15 protein-coding genes are annotated in these 16,226 nt (G+C 36.5%); 3 read left to right on the plus strand and 12 right to left on the minus strand.

The genetic code is table 11. The annotated features are described in order from the left end of the window. Positions 1–237 precede the first annotated feature (237 nt). From frr to AC6QZF_RS00045, 9 genes are all read right to left on the minus strand, one after another. Entirely contained in the window at positions 238–798 is a 561-nt protein-coding gene (frr, locus tag AC6QZF_RS00005) for a ribosome recycling factor (protein ID WP_499797827.1), read from the minus strand. 14 nt (positions 799–812) lie between these two features. Next, positions 813–1,529, minus strand: a complete 717-nt coding sequence (pyrH, locus tag AC6QZF_RS00010) for a UMP kinase (protein WP_499797828.1) — start codon at positions 1,527–1,529, stop codon at positions 813–815. A 10-nt stretch (positions 1,530–1,539) separates the two neighbouring features. Continuing rightward, the gene (gene tsf, locus AC6QZF_RS00015; RefSeq protein WP_499797829.1) at positions 1,540–2,400 is read right to left on the minus strand and encodes a translation elongation factor Ts; all 861 of its coding nucleotides are present in this window, start codon (positions 2,398–2,400) and stop codon (positions 1,540–1,542) included. Between the two features lie 77 nt (positions 2,401–2,477). Next, entirely contained in the window at positions 2,478–3,374 is an 897-nt protein-coding gene (gene rpsB, locus AC6QZF_RS00020) for a 30S ribosomal protein S2 (protein ID WP_499797830.1), read from the minus strand. Between the two features lie 109 nt (positions 3,375–3,483). Beyond that, positions 3,484–3,870 carry a 30S ribosomal protein S9 gene (gene rpsI / locus AC6QZF_RS00025; protein WP_499797831.1) on the minus strand — a complete coding sequence of 129 codons (387 nt, stop codon included), beginning with the start codon at positions 3,868–3,870 and terminating at the stop codon, positions 3,484–3,486. 22 nt (positions 3,871–3,892) lie between these two features. Next, the gene (rplM, locus tag AC6QZF_RS00030) at positions 3,893–4,324 is read right to left on the minus strand and encodes a 50S ribosomal protein L13 (protein WP_499797841.1); all 432 of its coding nucleotides are present in this window, start codon (positions 4,322–4,324) and stop codon (positions 3,893–3,895) included. A 203-nt stretch (positions 4,325–4,527) separates the two neighbouring features. Continuing rightward, complete coding sequence (gene ftsZ / locus AC6QZF_RS00035; protein ID WP_499797832.1) at positions 4,528–5,889, minus strand: cell division protein FtsZ; 1,362 nt, start codon at positions 5,887–5,889, stop codon at positions 4,528–4,530. Positions 5,890–5,922: 33 nt separating this feature from the next. After that, positions 5,923–7,302, minus strand: a complete 1,380-nt coding sequence (ftsA, locus tag AC6QZF_RS00040; RefSeq protein WP_499797833.1) for a cell division protein FtsA — start codon at positions 7,300–7,302, stop codon at positions 5,923–5,925. 8 nt (positions 7,303–7,310) lie between these two features. Beyond that, positions 7,311–8,099: a cell division protein FtsQ/DivIB gene (locus tag AC6QZF_RS00045; protein WP_499797834.1), complete on the minus strand. Its 789-nt coding sequence runs from the start codon at positions 8,097–8,099 to the stop codon at positions 7,311–7,313. 427 nt (positions 8,100–8,526) lie between these two features. On the opposite strand from AC6QZF_RS00045, the gene AC6QZF_RS00050 reads away from it, so the two are divergent. The 3 genes from AC6QZF_RS00050 to purL all read left to right on the plus strand — a co-directional run bounded on the left by AC6QZF_RS00050 (position 8,527) and on the right by purL (position 13,933). Beyond that, the gene (locus tag AC6QZF_RS00050; RefSeq protein WP_499797835.1) at positions 8,527–10,986 is read left to right on the plus strand and encodes a Lon protease family protein; all 2,460 of its coding nucleotides are present in this window, start codon (positions 8,527–8,529) and stop codon (positions 10,984–10,986) included. After that, positions 10,976–11,641, plus strand: coding sequence for a ribulose-phosphate 3-epimerase (rpe, locus tag AC6QZF_RS00055; RefSeq protein ID WP_499797836.1), 666 nt, complete (start codon positions 10,976–10,978; stop codon positions 11,639–11,641). Before AC6QZF_RS00050 ends, rpe begins: the two co-directional genes overlap by 11 nt. Positions 11,642–11,704: 63 nt before the next feature. Beyond that, the gene (gene purL / locus AC6QZF_RS00060) at positions 11,705–13,933 is read left to right on the plus strand and encodes a phosphoribosylformylglycinamidine synthase subunit PurL (RefSeq protein ID WP_499797837.1); all 2,229 of its coding nucleotides are present in this window, start codon (positions 11,705–11,707) and stop codon (positions 13,931–13,933) included. Positions 13,934–14,106: 173 nt separating this feature from the next. Here the strand turns inward: purL and AC6QZF_RS00065 are convergent, their stop codons facing one another. The 3 genes from AC6QZF_RS00065 to AC6QZF_RS00075 all read right to left on the minus strand — a co-directional run bounded on the left by AC6QZF_RS00065 (position 14,107) and on the right by AC6QZF_RS00075 (position 16,161). Continuing rightward, positions 14,107–14,427: a hypothetical protein gene (locus tag AC6QZF_RS00065; protein ID WP_499797838.1), complete on the minus strand. Its 321-nt coding sequence runs from the start codon at positions 14,425–14,427 to the stop codon at positions 14,107–14,109. Positions 14,428–15,304: 877 nt separating this feature from the next. Then, positions 15,305–15,667: a hypothetical protein gene (locus AC6QZF_RS00070; RefSeq protein WP_499797839.1), complete on the minus strand. Its 363-nt coding sequence runs from the start codon at positions 15,665–15,667 to the stop codon at positions 15,305–15,307. Positions 15,668–15,735: 68 nt separating this feature from the next. Beyond that, complete coding sequence (locus AC6QZF_RS00075) at positions 15,736–16,161, minus strand: hypothetical protein (protein ID WP_499797840.1); 426 nt, start codon at positions 16,159–16,161, stop codon at positions 15,736–15,738. Positions 16,162–16,226 lie beyond the last annotated feature (65 nt).

A 16,226-nucleotide genomic window follows, 5' to 3' on the forward strand; every position in this document is an offset into this window, starting at 1 on the left:
CCACAACGGTGGTGAATACATTGACCAACGCATAGTGATTATGCCATAACATACGCTCACATACAAAAGAAAAGAAGGTTGCCCTAAGGCAATCTTCTTTTTTATTTGCTATTATTGTATTTAACAATACTACTACATATCAATATAGCATTATTATTATGGGATGATTGTGCGAGTTCTATATATAAAAAAAGCCGCCTTGTGTTGAAGGCGGCTCTATTTTTGAAAAAGATATAATTAATTATCCATCAATTCTTTTTCTTTATTAGCAAGAAATTCATCAATTTCCTTAATAGAGTTGTCAGTTATTTTTTGAATTTCATCTTCTGCTCTTTTACGTTCATCTTCGGAGCATTCTTTATTTTTCTCCATCTTTTTTAAAGCCTCGTTGCTATCGCGACGGATATTACGAACAGCAATACGACCGTCTTCAGCAAATTTTTTACACATTTTCACAAATTCTTTGCGACGTTCTTCCGTAAGCGGTGGGACCGGAATACGAATAATGGTCCCATCATTTTGAGGATTAAATCCCAGATCAGCCATACGTATTGCTTTCTCAATATTTGATAGAGCAGTCCTATCGAATGGCTGAACAATTATTGTTCTGGCATCAGGAACAGATATTGAAGCACCTTGAGCCAATGGTGTAGGAGCGCCGTAGTACTCGAAAGTAATACCATCGAGCAATGAAGCTGTTGCGCGTCCTGAACGAACCTTTGAAATTTGATTCTTACAAAATTCCACTGCTCGCTTCATTTCTGTTTTGGATTTATCTATAAGCTCTTTCGTAGTCATAATTCTACTACTCCTTATTCGTTAGAGATAATTGTACCAAGTTCGACACCCTGAATAATTTTCAGGAAATTACCTTTAACGTTAATATTAAATACTTTGATAGGTAAATTATTTTCATGACATAAAGTAATGGCTGTATGGTCCATCACTTTTAAGTCCTGCGAAATAACATCACGGAACGATAGCGAATTGAACATTACAGCGTCTGAATTTTTCTCGGGGTCGCAGTTGAATACACCATCGACGCGAGTGCCCTTCAAAATTAGTTCAGCTTCTATTTCAATAGCACGCAGAACAGCAGCAGTATCGGTAGTGAAATATGGATTGCCCGTTCCAGCTCCAAAAATTACTACTCGCCCTTTTTCAAGATGGCGAATAGCACGGCGACGAATTACTGGCTCAGCAATTTGCTCCATTTTTATCGCAGTTTGTAGCCTTGTCGGCACACCAAGAGCTTCCAGTGCATTCTGAAATGCTATAGAATTAATCACTGTTGCCAGCATACCCATCTGATCGCCTGAAACTTTATGAATACCGTGAGCAGCTGCTTGAATACCACGGAAAATATTGCCACCACCGATGACAATACCTATCTGCACACCTAAGCGATGAACCTCACATATTTCTTCAGCAAAACTTTTAAGGACATCTGGGTCAATTCCGAACTGACGCTCGCCCATCAAAGCTTCGCCACTTAATTTTAGCAATACTCTTTTATATTTTGTTTCCATTTTCGAATTATTAGTTCTTTTCACCTAATAAATAGCGACGAAAGCTTAGAATTGTAACATCAGTGCCAACCAAGCCGGAAATCTCTTTCAACACGTCGCCAACAGTTTTATTAGCATCCTTCACGAACGATTGTTCAATAAGACACTGCTCCTGATAGAATTTTTCGAGCTTGCCGATAGCAATTCTTTCAGCTATGTCGGCTGGTTTGCCACTATCAATTGCTTGCTGAACATAAATTTCTTTTTCTTTATCAAGAGTTGCTTGATCTACATCATTGCGAGAAATAAATTGAGGATTCATTGCAGCAATTTGCATAGCAATGTCACGAAGCAAAGCATATGCTTCATCATTAAAATTAGGAGCAGATGCTTCAATCACAACAGCAAGTTTATTACCTGCGTGATTATAAGTAGCAATAGTGCCGTTCGATTTAACGCGTTCAAAACGGCTAACTCCAATTTTTTCACCAAATTTAGCTAATATTTCATTGTGTATGCCTTCGATAGTATCTTCGCCTATTTTGATCTTCATAAGCTCATCTAAATTATTAATCTCGTTTGCAATCAAAGCATCAGCAATTTTAGTTACATAGCTTTCAAATTCAGCATTACGAGCAACAAAATCTGTTTCGCAATTTACTTCAACAATTGCTGCAAGCTTATGGTCATCCGATAGACGAGTAGCAATAATACCTTCGCTGGCAACTCTATCAGCTCTTTTTGCAGCCGAAGCAGCACCTTTTTTACGTAAAATCTCGATAGCTTCTTCCATCGAACCATTTGCATCGACAAGAGCCTTTTTGCAATCTGCCATACCTGCGCCTGTCTTATCGCGAAGGGTTTTAACCATTTGAGCAGTAATTTCAGCCATAATAATTATCTATAAGAAAGTTAAACATATTTCAAATACAAAAAAAGGGGACTTGCACCGTCCCCCGATATATATAATTATTCAGTTGTTTCAGTTGAAGATGGTGTCGTTTCTGCATTTTCAGCAGAATTTTCGGTGTTTTCTTTAATTCTTGGACGCTTCGGCCCCTGTCCAGGAACTTTTCTTTCGCGCATACGAGGACGCACCACAGCTGCTTCTTCTTCTAATTCGTTTTCTTTTGAAAAGCGGTCAGCTTCGGCATTAAGCTCAGCTGCGTGTATGCGTGCTATTTTTGTGCCTTCCAGAACAGCATCAGCCATCACTTTTGTGATAAGCTCAATTGTCTTGATCGAGTCGTCATTTGCTGGGATTGGAAAATCAACTAAATCTGGATCGCAGTTTGTATCAACAATAGCAATCACAGGAATACCAAGTATCTTTGCTTCCTTAATTGCAATATGCTCTTTTTTAATATCAACAACGAACAAAGCACCCGGAAGACGTGTCATTGTTTCAATACCACCGAACACTTTACGCAAGCGGTCGCGTTCACGCAAAATTAATAAACGTTCTTTCTTCGTGATTTTTTCGAATGTACCATCGACTTCCATTTTATCCAACTGTGCAAGTCGCTTAATACTCTTGCGAATTGTAGCAAAGTTTGTAAGCATACCACCAAGCCAGCGTTCAGAAACATAGTTCATCCCGGCTCGTGTTGCTTCATCTTGAATGACTTGTTTGGCTTGTGGTTTTGTTCCAACAAATAAAACAACTCGCCCCTTGCTTGCAATATCAAATATCGCCTGACGGGCATAATCAACTAAGATTTGAGTTTTTCGTAAGTCGATGATATGAATATCGTTTTTTTCATTGAAGATGAACTTGCTCATTTTGGGATTCCAGCGGCGGGTCAGATGACCAAAATGAGCACCTGCTTCGAGCAGGCTTTCGATAGAAACATAATGTTTTGACATTAGAACTCCAAAATTATTAATTGTTAAACATCTGTACCCTTCATCTTGGCATCCGAGACTTCACAAGCCACACGGAGCCAATCGAGGCACATGGTAAAATAAATAAATACTAACGTTTTGAGAACTGGAAGCGTTTACGAGCTTTCTTCTGACCATATTTCTTACGTTCGACCATACGTGGGTCGCGTGTCAAAAGTTCATACTCGCGAAGCTTGCCGCGCAACTGTTCGTCATATTCCACAAGCGCTCTGGCAATACCAAGACGAATAGCACCGCTTTGACCAGTTAGCCCACCACCACGAACATTGACAAATACATCGAATTTGCCAAGATTGTCTGTAACCTGGAGGGGACTTAAAGCGTGAATTCGCCACACTTCAACAGGAAAATAATCATCAATTGTTCTTTTATTGATTAATACTTTTCCTGTTCCACTTACCAAACGCACCTGTGCGACTGACGTTTTTCTTCTACCTGTGGCGCTATAAACTTTCATTCAAACTCCAAACTTATAAAAATTAATATTTTAATTTAAGCTCTTTTGGCATTTGAGCTACGTGTGGATGTTCGCTACCTGCATAGACCTTTAATTTTTTTATAATTTTTCTTCCAAGCCTATTTTTAGGAAGCATCCCACGTACAGCGTGTTCTACAACAAATTCAGGATTTGTTTGTATCAACTGCTTAAATGAACGAATTATTTGACCACCGGGATAACCCGTATGATGCTTATACTCTTTCATTTCGGCACGCTTCCCTTCGAAAACGACCTTATCAGCGTTGATTACTATTACAAAATCTCCCGTATCAATATGTGGAGTAAACAAGGGCTTATTCTTTCCGCGAAGAATAGCCGCTACCTGACTGGCTAAACGCCCAACAGTCATTCCTGTGGCATCCACACACCACCACTCGCGAGCGATTTCTTCATTTTTTGCGGATAACGTTATTTTAGCTGAGGGTTCCAATTCCCTACGCTCCTTAATTTATTATTAAATCAATACAATAAACACAATTTTCCATAGTAAAGATTACAAAAATAGTTTATTTTTACTTATTAAGCAAATAAATTTTTTCAACTATCTAATTGAAAAATAAATAAAAAAACAGGGATTACTTTGTTAATCCCTGTAATAATTGTGGGTAATTATGATTAAATATCTGTTAATTTTCTAATAAATGCCGAAGATGTTATCTTCGCTTGAAGTACATCGTTGTTCGGAAATGTAGAAAAATTGTTTGCTGCTTGCGGCACTGTATTGTCATTCTCGTTAATTATTGTGTTACCAGTTGAACTATATGTCGGTCCTGTGCGCCTTAAATATGCCGGTTCGTCGTACTCTTTGAGTTTCTTTTCGCCCTTCGGACTTGATTCAGGAATTTCACGAAACTTCGGAACAATAGGGGTTCCGTGTGGTTTCACTGGTGATGGTTTTGCCACGGTAACTCCGCCCATAACAGGAACTGAACGCGATGACTGTGTCTTAATCTCAGTCTTTACAACTTTCCCGAAAATATCTGTTTGCTCAATGCTTTTGGACGCATTATCAGACTTTTTTTCGTTTTTTGGGAAGCCTGTTGCGACAACTGTAACGCTAATCTGGTCAGACATATCAGGATTGAGCACCACTCCGTGTATGAGATTAACGTCATCTCCTGCAGCCTGTTGCACAATTGAAACTGCTTCGCTTATTTCGTGCATACCCATATCCATTCCACCAGTAATGTTGATGAGCACTCCTTTTGCTCCCGCAATCGAAATGCCATCAAGTAACGGTGAATTTAGAGCATGCTTGGTTGCTTCGACAGCGCGACTTTCGCCCGAGGCTGTCCCAATGCCCATCAAAGCATCTCCCATTCCTTTCATAATTGTTCGCACATCTGCGAAATCTACATTTACCACACCATAATTTGTGATAATATCAGCAATCCCTCGTGTGGCATTATAAAGCACTTCATCTACTTTCATAAATGCTTCTTGGAACGAGGTCTTTTTGTCAATTATTTCCAATACTCGTTGATTTGGAATTACAATTAGAGCATCTACATATTGACGAAGCTCTTCAATACCTTGAATAGCTACTTCTATCCTGCGTTTCCCCTCCCAATCAAAGGGCTTTGTAACAATGCCAACAACCAAAGAGCCCATCTCCTGAGCAACTTTAGCAACTGTCGGTGCAGCTCCGGTACCAGTTCCACCACCCATCCCAGCAGTGATAAATACCATATCACTTCCTTTTAGGGTATCCTTTATTGTTTCGATAGCACTTTCAACAGCTTTCCGTGCAACATCAGGATTAGCCCCGGCGCCAAGACCGGTGCCAAGTTGAATTTTAATTTTTGATTTATTGTGCTGCAAAGCTTGGCTATCGGTATTAGCAGCAATAAAATCAACTCCCGATAAGCCTTTGTTTATCATATTGTTGATAGCATTGCCGCCTCCGCCTCCTATACCAACAACTTTAATCCTTGCGTCACCAGTCAAATTTGATGAAGTATCAAGTTCTATAGTCATACTTTTCCCTTATATATTATTTAAAACTTATAATCAAAGTTCTTCAAAAAAGTTCTTTATTTTCTTAAATACTGAACTTTTATCAGATTTCTCCTTTTTCTTATCTATTTTGGAAACATCATTGTTGTCTTTTTCTTCATTTTGCTCTTTTCCCTTTTGTTCTATGTCAGTAGATGTAACAGCTTGATTTATCTTATTTTCAAGAATTGAGTGATCAATAGTTTCAACATAAGTTCCAGAACCATCGAGGCCCAAAAGCGCCAACCCTACTGCTGTCGAATAAACCGGACTCTCAACTTCTGTTGCAAGTCCGGTGTAGGTCATTCCCGAAGGATAGCCGATTTTAACAGGCATACCGAAAACAGCCGAAGCAAGCTCGTCTGCTCCTCTGATTAAACTATTACCGCCGGTAATTACCACTCCAGCGCCTAATTTATGTTCGTATCCCGATTTTCTTATCTCTGCAAGTGCAAACTCGAAAATTTCTTCCATTCTCGGCTGAATAATACGGCAGAGCTGACGTTTTGAAATTTCCATCGGTTTACGTCCTGCAATTCCAGGAATCATTATGATTTCATCTTTCATTATCGAATCTTCAAAACAATGACCGTACTCTCGCTTAATTCTCTCAGCTTGCGATGCAACAATTCCCAAAACCTTACGAATATCGTCTGTAACTTGTTTGCCTGCTACACCAAACACAGCTGTATATCTAATAATATCCTCTTCGAATATAGCAATGTCGGTCGTTCCGCCTCCAATATCAATTAATGCAACCCCAACTTCTTTTTCTTCGGGAGTAAGTATTGCTTGACTGCTTGCGAGAGGCTCCAATACAATTTTCTTTACACGAAGCCCGGCACGTTCAACGCATCGATGAATATTAGTAATCGCTGTTGTCAGCCCCGTAACAATATGAACTTTCGCTTCCATCCGTACTCCGCTCATACCGACCGGGTCGTGAATCCCATCCTGTCCATCAATAATAAATTCTTGCGGAATTATATGCAGTATAGTTCTATCTGCTGGAATAGCAAAATTTCGAGTGTCTTCGAGCAATCTATCTACATCGCTTTTCGAAATTTCCCGTGTCGGATTTGATATCCCTACTATACCTGATGTCTGGAATGATTCAATATGGTCGCCTGCAATTCCAACAACCACTTCTTCGATTTTTATTCCTGACTGTTGCTCTGCTTGCTGTACTGCAGCTTTGATTGATTTAACTGTCCTATCAATATTTACAACAACCCCACGATTTAATCCTTCCGATTCAATTATCCCAAATCCAAGTATTTTCAAGGTTTTCGTCGAATAATCATTTGCTGCGACCAATGCACATAGTTTTGTTGTCCCAATATCTAAACCAACTGTTATTTCACTGCCGCTTTTATTTTGTTCATTTGTTATCATAATATTCCTTATATATTATTTTTTATTATTACCCTATTTTTCCATCGAACATCTATGTAAGAAAAATCTGTTTTACCATTATATTGAAGGTCATATTTCAAAAAATCGTGTAAATTCATAATCTTATCTTCAATATTCTCCATACCGCCAAAAATAATTTTCTTGGAATTATCAGATGTATAGAGAATAAAATCTTTTGAATTTCTCGAATAATGCACTTCTGAAATTAGACTTATCAAAAGTGTATTCGAGTAAGAACGAATACGGTTTATTATGTCAATAGCATTGCAAAGAGCGACAGTGTCCAGCAACTCGTCCTTGTAAACACCTGTTATTACTGGTATATCAAGATATGTATTAAATAATCGATAGGGAAGAATAGAATAATCATACGAAACATATCGCATCTTCCCATAATTATCAACCAGAAGTGCAACCGGATGCCTCTCTTTCACCTCAATTGTGAGCGTATTGATACCTTCACTTAAATAAGTATTCTCTATGAAAGGATTTTGGCGTAGTCTTTTTGCAAGTTCTGCGTAGTTTATTTCGTTTTTGGGGCGATTTATAATAGGTGCGTCCTGGATTTCAGCTTTTACCTCTGCCGGTGTCAAAAATGAAGTGCCAATAATTGAGATTTGATGTATAGGTTGGTTGGAATTCCACAATTGGGCAAGAAAAATTAGAAGTGCAAATAAGGCGAGTACTACCGACAATCGTAATAGAAGCTTTGGACGAGCCACCTTCTTTTTACTTAATTCCCCCAGAAATTTTACTATTTTCCTTATTACTTTCATTCTATTTTATGAATAGTTACTTCACTTGATTCTTTATTTCCTGCGTAAGTTTTGTTTTTTCAAAATAATAACATCTTGCTTAGAAAATTTTTTACTTCAAAAACTTACTTGTCAGAAATATAAAGAACAAATAATATCAAGCGTTTTAAGTAATTTGGGAAAGTATAGCGAGTAGCGTTATACCTTCCTCATTATGCTGCTTATGATTAATATCTAATGACAAAGATAATTTACTTTTAGATAACAAACAAGAAAAATATTCCTAAAAAAATGAATTTAATATTAAAATTTTTTCATTTTGTTGAAATAATATAAACTTACATTTTTTGCACTAAAAATATTAGAATGTTAAGAATTATTAGGAAAAATAATATTTTTTTGTAGATTTGCTTTATGATTTGTTTAATTCAAAAAATTTAATAATAATATGCCAACTGCCAAAAAAACAACAAAAATTTATAAAGTCCCGCCAGAAAAATTAAGGTGGTCATGTCCTGTTGATAAATTCAACTTTAAATCAACCCGCGAAGTTGAACCTTTAAAAACAATTGTTGGTCAGCCGCGGGCTATTGAGGCAATAAAAATGGGCGCCGCTCTTCACGCCAAAGGGTATAATATCTTTGTTACTGGATTATCCGGTACTGGTAGGCTAACCACTGTAAAAAATATTCTCGAAGAAGTTACTAATAGCTGTCCAATTACTTTTGATTATTGCTACGTAAATAGTTTTGCAAAACCAGACGAACCAAGATTAATTAAACTTCCAAAAGGAAAAGGAAAAGAACTTTCCGAAGCTATGGACGATGCTATTGATTTCATTCGTCGTCGTTTACCTAAATTATTCGAAGAAGATAATTATCAAAAAAGCCGAATGAAAATAATCGAAGAATATCAATCACGCGAACAAGCATTAGTTGAACAGTTTGATGATAAAATTCGTCCCCACCAGTTTATGCGCGGGCAACTCGAAACCCAACAAGGAACCGTTGTGCCGGAAGTTTTTCCCATTGTCGAAGGCAAACCTGTTACCTTGGAAGTTATTGACGAATTGCTCGCAGAAGGTAAGATGACTAAAGATGAAGCCACCAAAATTAAAAATTTGTGGCGTCAATTTCACGATGAACTTATCGACCTTGTTCGCGAAAATATGAAAATGATGCAGGAATTTCGTAAGGCAATTATCGATAACGACAAAAAGCATTCCGAAATCGTTGTCTCTTCTATCCTGGACGAAATTTCTAAGCAGTTTGATAATGAAAAAGTTAAAATATATGTCGATGAAGTAAAAAAATACATTCTAGACCATCTTAACTTGTTCGTTGCGTCGGCAGGGCAGCTGAATAATCTAATTCCTAACCCTGATCAATCAGTCGATGAAGATATTCTTCGTTTGTTTAGTGTAAATGTTGTTCTGGACAATTCAAATACAGAAACAGCACCCGTGATTACGGAAACTACACCTTCATATAACAACCTGTTCGGCACCATCGAGCGTGTTTTCGACAAACGTGGTGGTTATTGGCGAACAGACTTTACTAAAATCAAAGCAGGGTCCATTCTTAAAGCCGACCAAGGCTATCTTATCGTCAATGCTAACGATTTATTCAGCGAACCAGGCGTTTGGACAGCCTTAAAACGCGTTCTTCTCTATGATAAACTCGAAATACAAACCTTTGATGCATATTTCCAGTTTTCTCAAGCCTCGCTAAAACCCGAACCAATCGATGTTAATGTCAAAGTTATTATTATTGGTGGTCTGTCCCTGTACCACTTGCTTTTCCATTATGAAAAAGGTTTCAAGAAAATTTTCAAGGTCCACGCACAATTCGATTATGAAACTGATAGAACTGACCAAATGATTGAAAACTTTACGCGATTTGTTTCAAGAATTTGCGAAATGGAAAAGCTACCACATTGTACGCCAGATGGTGTTGCTGCTATTATCGAATGGGCTGTAGAAACAGCAGGTTCGCAAAACAAAATTACATTGAAATTCTCTGATGTAGCTGATATTATTCGCGAAGCCGCATACTACGATAGCCAAAGTAAAAACGCCCTGATTGATAGAGATGTTGTCGAAAATGCAATCGAATGGAGACGCCGCAGAAATGATCTCTTAGATGAAAAAATAAAAAAATCTATTTTAGAAGGCGATATGCTTATTACTACCGAAGGAAAACGCATTGGTCAAATTAATGGTTTAACAGTATACAACAACGGATTTATCACTTTCGGGAAACCCGCAAGAATTACTGCCTCGATTTCTGTTGGCAATTCTGGTATTATTAATATTGAACGTGAAGCTGAATTAAGTGGAAATATTCATAACAAGGCTGTGCTTATTTTAACTGGATTTCTCCGTGAAAAATTCGCTCAGAAACGCCCTTTGTCGCTCATTGCTTCCATTGCTTTCGAGCAATCTTATGGCGGTATTGATGGTGATAGCGCAACAGCCGCTGAAATTTATATAATCTTATCAGCAATTGCAGAAGTCCCAATAAAACAAAGCATTGCTATTACTGGCTCGGTCGACCAAAAAGGCAATATTCAACCTATTGGCGGGGTTAACGAAAAAATTCGCGGATTTTTCGAAGTTTGCGAAAAACGTGGACTAACTGGCGAACACGGCGTTATCATTCCTAAGCAAAATGTGAAAGATTTAATGCTTCCCAAAAACATTGTTGAAGCAGTAAATAATAATAAATTCGTGATTTATGCAATCAATAATATTGATGAAGGAGTGGAAATTTTAATGGATATCCCCGCCGGCGAAATAAATAGAAATGGTTCATACCCTAAAAATTCTCTCTATGGTAAAGTTGATGCTAAATTAAATCAAATGTATAAAATTGCAAAGGCTAACGGAGAAAAGAAAAATGATAAATAAAGTGAAAATTGCACCTTCTTTACTTTCAGCCAATTTCGCTAATCTTGAAAAAAGTGTCAGACTTTGCGAAGAAAATTCGGCCGATATTCTTCACCTTGATATTATGGATGGTCATTTTGTCCCTAATATTACTTTTGGTCCGCTTGTTGTATCGGCAATTGGACGATTAACGGAACTTCCTCTGGATTGCCACCTGATGATTACTGACCCTGATAAATATATAGCCGACTTTGTCGAAGCTGGTGCCGATATGATTTCTGTTCATGTCGAAACAGGCTTTCATCTTCACCGAACAATCTCTACTATAAAAAATTATGGCTGCAAAGCAGGAATTGTGCTTAATCCAGCAACACCTCTCGAATATGCTTTCGAAGCTGCTGAATTCTGCGATTTTATCTTGCTTATGTCTGTCAATCCAGGATTTGGTGGACAATCTTTTATTCCTTCTTTTTTGCGAAGATGCCAACAATTAAGAACTTTTCTGGATAAAAATAATTTAGAAAATGTAGAAATTCAGGTCGATGGTGGTGTAACTCCTTCGAACGTTCGACAGGTTGTCGAAGCTGGCGCAAATATTATTGTTGCTGGTTCGGCTTTATTTAATGGCGATTTCCGTTCGAATATAGAAGCATTCAGAAGAAATATTCAAGAATAGTATTTTTCTTGCATATCTATTTTTTTTATTTTTGCTTTTTGAAATTTTTAATTTGAGAATAAAATGAATAAAAAGCTTTACTCCGAAATTGAAGTTTCTCTCGAAACCGCTCTTGAACTTGGACTTACCGAAAATGAATATAACAAAATTCTGGAAATACTTGGCCGCACACCCACATACACTGAAATTGGCATTTTCAGCGTGATGTGGAGCGAGCATTGCTCATATAAAAACTCAATAAAGCAATTAAAGACTTTGCCTCGTTCCGGTGGACGTTTACTTGTATCTGCCGGCGAAGAAAATGCCGGGCTTGTCGATATTGGTGGGGGATATGCCATAGCCTTTAAAATCGAAAGCCATAATCATCCCTCTGCAATAGAACCTTTTCAGGGAGCTGCTACCGGAGTTGGTGGAATATTAAGAGATATTTTCACAATGGGAGCTCGACCAATCGCCGCATTAAATTCTTTGCGTTTTGGTGAATTAGATAATAATAGAACTAAATACCTTTTAAGTGGTGTTGTCTCTGGGATTAGCCATTATGGAAATTCGTTTGGAGTGCCTACTGTTGGAGGTGAAATTTACTTCGACGCTTGCTATCAGGATAATCCTCTTGTAAATGCAATGGCTGTAGGAATTGTCGATGTTCGCAAAACGGCTTCTGCTGCTGCTCGTGGTGTTGGAAATCCTGTGTTTATTCTTGGCAGTTCTACCGGTAGAGATGGTATTCACGGTGCCTCGCTACTTGCTTCGCGTGAGTTCGATGAAAAAACAGAAGGTATGCGTCCAACTGTTCAAGTGGGAGACCCATTTGCAGAGAAATTATTGCTCGAAGCTACTTTGGAACTAATCGAAGCAAACGTTATTGCCGGTATTCAGGATATGGGTGCTGCCGGCATTAGTTGCTCAACCTCTGAAATGAGTGCGAAAGCAAATACGGGAATGGATATTGATTTGGATAAAGTTCCATTACGCGAAGATAATATGAGCGCCTATGAAATTATGCTTTCCGAGTCGCAAGAAAGAATGCTTGCTGTTATTCACAAAGGAAAAGAGGAAATTGCACGTAAAATTTGCGAAAAATGGGATGTGCCTTTCACTCACATTGGGTTTGTTACTGATAATGGTTTTTTAAATATACAACGACATGGTAAACAAGTTGCCTGGATTCCAGCCGAGTCGCTTGTGCTTGGTGGTGGTGCGCCTCAATATGATAGAGAATGGAAACGCCCCGAATATCTGGGCGAAACTGAAAGTTTTGACTCTTCTAAATTTGAACAAGAAAAAGCTGATACAAATGATTTCTGGAAATTACTCGCTTCTCCAAATATTGCTTCAAAACGCTGGGTTTTCGAACAATACGATTCGCAGGTTCGCACAAATACTGTTTCTTCGAAAGGCGATGCAGCTGTCGTTCGATTAAAAGAACTTCCCGGAAAAGCTATTGCTCTCGCAACCGATTGCAACAGTCGTTACACTTACTTAAATCCGTACTCGGGCGCTATGTCCGCTGTTTGCGAAGCTGCGCGCAATGTTGTTTGTGTTGGTGCTAAACCGGTTGCTATTACTAATTGTTTGAACTTTGGCAATCCTTACGACCCAGAAGTTTATTATCAGTTCAAAGAAGCTATTCGTGGTATGGGTGACGCCTGTCGTCGTCTGGATACACCTGTTACAGGTGGAAATGTTAGTTTTCACAATGAATCGCAAAATCATGCGATTTTCCCTACACCTACAATTGGTATGTTGGGAATAATTGATGATATTTCAAAAGTTGTTTCGATGGACTTCAAGCAAGAAGGCGATTTTATATTCCTTATAGGAAATAAGCGATGTGAACTTGGTGGCTCTGAATATTTAAAAATGAAAATTGGTGAAATTACTGGTAAAGCTCCGATTATTGATATTGAAGAAGAAATTGCTTTGCATAATGCCGTTCTTGAAATGATAGATAATCGCTTGCTTTCTTCTGTACACGACACAAGCGAAGGAGGCCTTGCAGTGTGTCTGGCAGAAAAAGCGATAGCTTCCGTTCGTCTTGGTTGCCGTGTTAACCTTGGCTGTTCTGCTGGTGAACTTTTTGGCGAATCGCAATCACGTATTGTTGTTTCTATGAGCCCGGATAAAGTCAATGATTTTATTAATACTTGCGATAAATTTGGTGTTAATTATTATCAATTAGGAAAAGTCTGCCATAACGATTTTATTATCGAGAATTTTCTTGAAACTTCATATTCTGAATTGAAACAAGTATTCGAACAATCTATTGAAGAATTATTATCTCGCAAGTAAAAAAAACACACAACAAAGCCCCTGACAAACGAAAGGGGCTTTGTTATAAGGATTATTATTAAAGTGCGAGTTTAAGTTTTGCAATTTCAGATTGTTATTTCTAAACCCTAACGAACTATCTTTAAATTTTCAAAAATTCTATTTATTATTTAAATACAATCAACAGTAAATATTTAAAAAGAACTTGTTCCTTTAATTTTCCATTGTCCTTCTATAAAATTGTAATACATTATTTTAATATTTTCGTCGAAATTTATCAATCTGATATTATTTAATGTATCGAAATCCTTATCGAGTTGAAAAGATGCTGACACAATGAATTTTCCTTCAATATCGAAGATATCAACAATAAAAATATTTTTACTATTATCATAAAATAAAAAACATATTTTTTCATTGTCACGATAAGTATCTAGATAAAATATGTTTAAACCTTTCAAGGCATTTTGAGGATCATCTATTAGTTTCTTTGGATTTAATTCTAACTTTCTCATTTCATTTCTAAATAATGATAAATAAGATTTATTGGCAATAGGAATGATTCTGATATCGCTTTTGTTGCTAATATCAAGTATTATGAATGTATTATTTAGGTTGCTTACAAGTAGAATTTTATTATTTTTTAATGGGAAGAATTTTGCAGAAAAGAGATTATAGTAGCTTGGAATATCATAATTATCTAATAAATAAGATAATTTAAGTAATGGAGTAATTTTTTGAAGTTTGCTATCAAAAAGAAACAGGAAAAATGTGCTATCAGGATTTTCATTAAATGGGAAATTGTTGCATTCAGGACGATTAAATCCATTTACTAAATAATTGGTCTCGAGCTTAATAATATTGTCGAAAAATATTTCATATTCATTTGTGCATAATAAATTTCTTTGAAATTATCCGATGATTTAGTATAGTCTATCTGGGGATAATTATTAATTTCTAAATAACCGTTTGCATTAGTACATGCCTTTTGGTAGTAATATCTAACGAATACAATTAAGTTTGTATCATCTATTGTAAAAATCTTCAATTTTTGATTGAGGCAACAATTTCTCCGAGAATATTGTGACTCGATGCTGATTAATTCTATATTCCAACATAGAGTCTAAGCAAAAAATTTTCATCAAAGTTAATTTACTTATGTCTGAGTATTGTATTTTGTAAATACAATTGCTAATATCATCATTACATATAATTTCTGTTATTTCGTTGTTATTGTATATATTATCAATATTTGTTAACTCATCAGAGGAAAATACGGATTTTTCTTCTAAGAACAATTTAATTGGTAATGATTTTTGAATTATCTCATCAATGTCAAATTCTTCTTTCATTAAATACGATGAATTTAATTCATTAATGAGTACTTCGTCACTAAAAAACCACAATGAAGGGGGCGCTTATTTTGAGGAATTTTTTCAAGAGATTTTTAAGAATAGAAGACAAATCAATAATTTCATCTGCTTCATATTTTTTATATGTTTCTGATAATTTATTTGTGATTTTTTCTTTGGATATTATTACTAATTTAAAATTTAATACATTTTTTATTTGCTTGATTTTATTAAATAAAGGTTTTACATATGCTGAATTGCAAGAGATACAATCTTGCGACGAAAGAAATATCCCAACGGAGTCAATTTTACTAAATGGCTTTGATTTCAATTCATAATGAGAAAATAGAAATACTAAAATACTACTGAATAGAATAAGTGAAAAATTTCTTAGATTTCTCATAATTACCTCTTGTGTAATATTTTATGAAGAAACCCATCCTGTCTATCATAGGATGGATTGTGGTGCGATTATTCATCAATATACTCAATCCATTCTTTGTAAGTCGAGACAATGATTGTTTCAGGGGTTGTTTTGATAGTAATAAATGGCTCTAATCCTTGCATATCAATTCCTTCTAAAATTACATTAATATAACCAGTCCCTACATCAGGAGGTTCATTAAGCGGAGTAAGTATATTGTTATTATTAACAAATAATTTAACTGGTTGTCCAATGATTAATTCTCTATTACTTGTAACTCCATAACATTTAAGGGACATATCATTTCCACAATCAAATCTTACTGAATTAGGTGATACAGCTTCTGCTTTTTTGAAACCACCCCACACCCAAGCTACTGATTGTGCTTGTGCTGGCGCTGCTTGTAATTCTAATTGTACAGCGTATATGAATAGCCCTATTATTGCAAGCAAAACCGAAGTAACCTTTTTCATTGCATTATCTCCAAAAATTGTTAATTTAATATGTGTTAATTGTGTTTAGAATGGTTTTGCTCTCT

This window comes from Eximiradius sp. (assembly GCA_937127445.1).
Lineage (GTDB): Bacteria > Bacteroidota > Ignavibacteria > Kapaibacteriales > UBA2268 > JAKIZO01.